Origin of the sequence: Siphonobacter sp. BAB-5405, from assembly GCF_002872335.1 — a bacterium.
Classification (GTDB): Bacteria; Bacteroidota; Bacteroidia; order Cytophagales; family Spirosomataceae; genus Siphonobacter.
The window spans coordinates 1-1,786 of the sequence record NZ_NJAG01000120.1 but is presented as its reverse complement, the minus strand read 5'-3'; the positions used below and the strand labels follow the sequence as shown (position 1 = coordinate 1,786).

The 1,786-nt window shown below is 41.1% G+C and carries 1 protein-coding gene; it reads left to right on the top strand.

Annotated features, from left to right (window positions below; genetic code table 11):
- Positions 1 to 1,138 precede the first annotated feature (1,138 nt).
- A partial coding sequence (locus BWI97_RS26295) for a DUF1016 N-terminal domain-containing protein (protein WP_146011066.1) occupies positions 1,139 to 1,786 on the top strand: 648 nt, incomplete at its 3' end.

Below are 1,786 nucleotides of genomic sequence, written 5' to 3'. Positions count from 1 at the left end.
GTTATTATATTTATAATAGGTATTGTATATGCAGTTTACCTGAGCAAATGATGTATAAAAATTAGATAGTACTATCCTGAATTATCAAAATAAATTTAAAGGATACTAAGTTTAGTATACCCTTCTGAATTGATTCCTTAAAGAGTTTGAATAATCCAGAATTTTATACTTAATTTTTTGATATAAAAATAGTTGTATTTCGAGCGAACAGAAAAATAACTTGTTGATATTATGTATCGAAAATTTTGAATTCAGTACGAGAGCTAGTAATTCAATATTTGCGAAGAGAAAGCCTGGTAGAGATCATGGATTGTTTTTCGATCGCCGCAGCTTGGCTTTAGGTCCATAAAGCTGCTCCCGTCTAAGTGATTCGATACGGTTAGACTCGTCACTATGGTTTTGAGGTAGAAAAATTTGGGAACTATCAGGTTTAACAGTGACTGGTCCATGCATGGTCGAATGTGTACCGTCAGCATTAACAATGACCGAATTATGCACGGTTGAATGTGTACCATCAGGATTCACAATGACTGATCCATGCACCGTTGAATGTGTACCATCAGGATTCACAATGACTTGATCCATGTACCGTTGAATGTGTACCATCAGGATTCACAATAACTGATCCATGTACGGTCGGATACGTACTCGTAAGAGTAGAAGAAGTTTTCGACTTAACAGTGACTAAAGATCCCTGAGTGATAGTAGTTACAACGGTTTTATCATTAGTGGTAGTAGTTATAACGGTTTTAACCCCATTGTGTCCACTTTGAGCCGATAAATCTAAACTAGTAGCTAACTAAAAGAGCGATTAAATTCTATCCGTCACTCAAGCGTGCCTGCTGGCTGTAACCTCTTCCAAGGGTTCATTGGTAAACGCCCTGAAATCATCTTCGTTGGTTACCTAAGTCCATCATCAATCATGCGATTGGCACGCTATGGACTATAAATGGGATCGCCTGAAATACTAAAATCAACCCGATAAAGTAGCAAACGGGAGAAGAGTAACCCGCTGAGTGTTCCAGACCGGAATAGTTGGTACGCTTCAGATATCTTTTCTTCTCATGGCTAGCGATCAAAGCTTTGCCCCTTTTGATTGATAGATTTGTAATCTTTAGAATCTGACGGTCGTATTCCTATGCAATTTGAATCACTCATTCATTCACTTGAATCACTACATCAACAGCTAAGTCAGCAGGCCGCCCGGCAAGCGGATCAGTTAATGACCATTCGTAACTGGCTGATTGGTTTATACGTCGTTGAGTTTGAGCAGCATGGGGAAGACCGGGCCCGCTATGGACAAAACCTGATTCCATCCATTGCTACTACGCTGAGTAAACGCGGCCATAAGGGGTTTGCCAAAAGTAACCTCTATAATTACAAGAACTTCTATTTGGCCTATCCGCAGAWTTTCCAGACGCTGTCTGGAAAATTAGATTTGTCCAATCACCCTACCATTTTACAGGTAGGAGCTGAAAAACAGACTGCTCATACGAATGACTTGCCGTTCGTCGATATCAATCTGATGTTAAATAGGCTGACGTTCTCTCACTTTCTGGAATTGATACGCGTAGAAGACCCTTTGAAACGACGATTCTATGAAGTCGAATGCCTGAAAAACAACTGGACGGTAAGGGAGCTCACCCGGGCCATAACTACGCTACTGGCGGAACGAACCGGATTGTCTACCGATAAAGCAGCGGTAATCGGCAGGATGAAGGAAAACCAGCCGGCGGGCTTATCCGATCTGATCCGAAATCCTTACTTACTGGAATTTCTGGGGTTG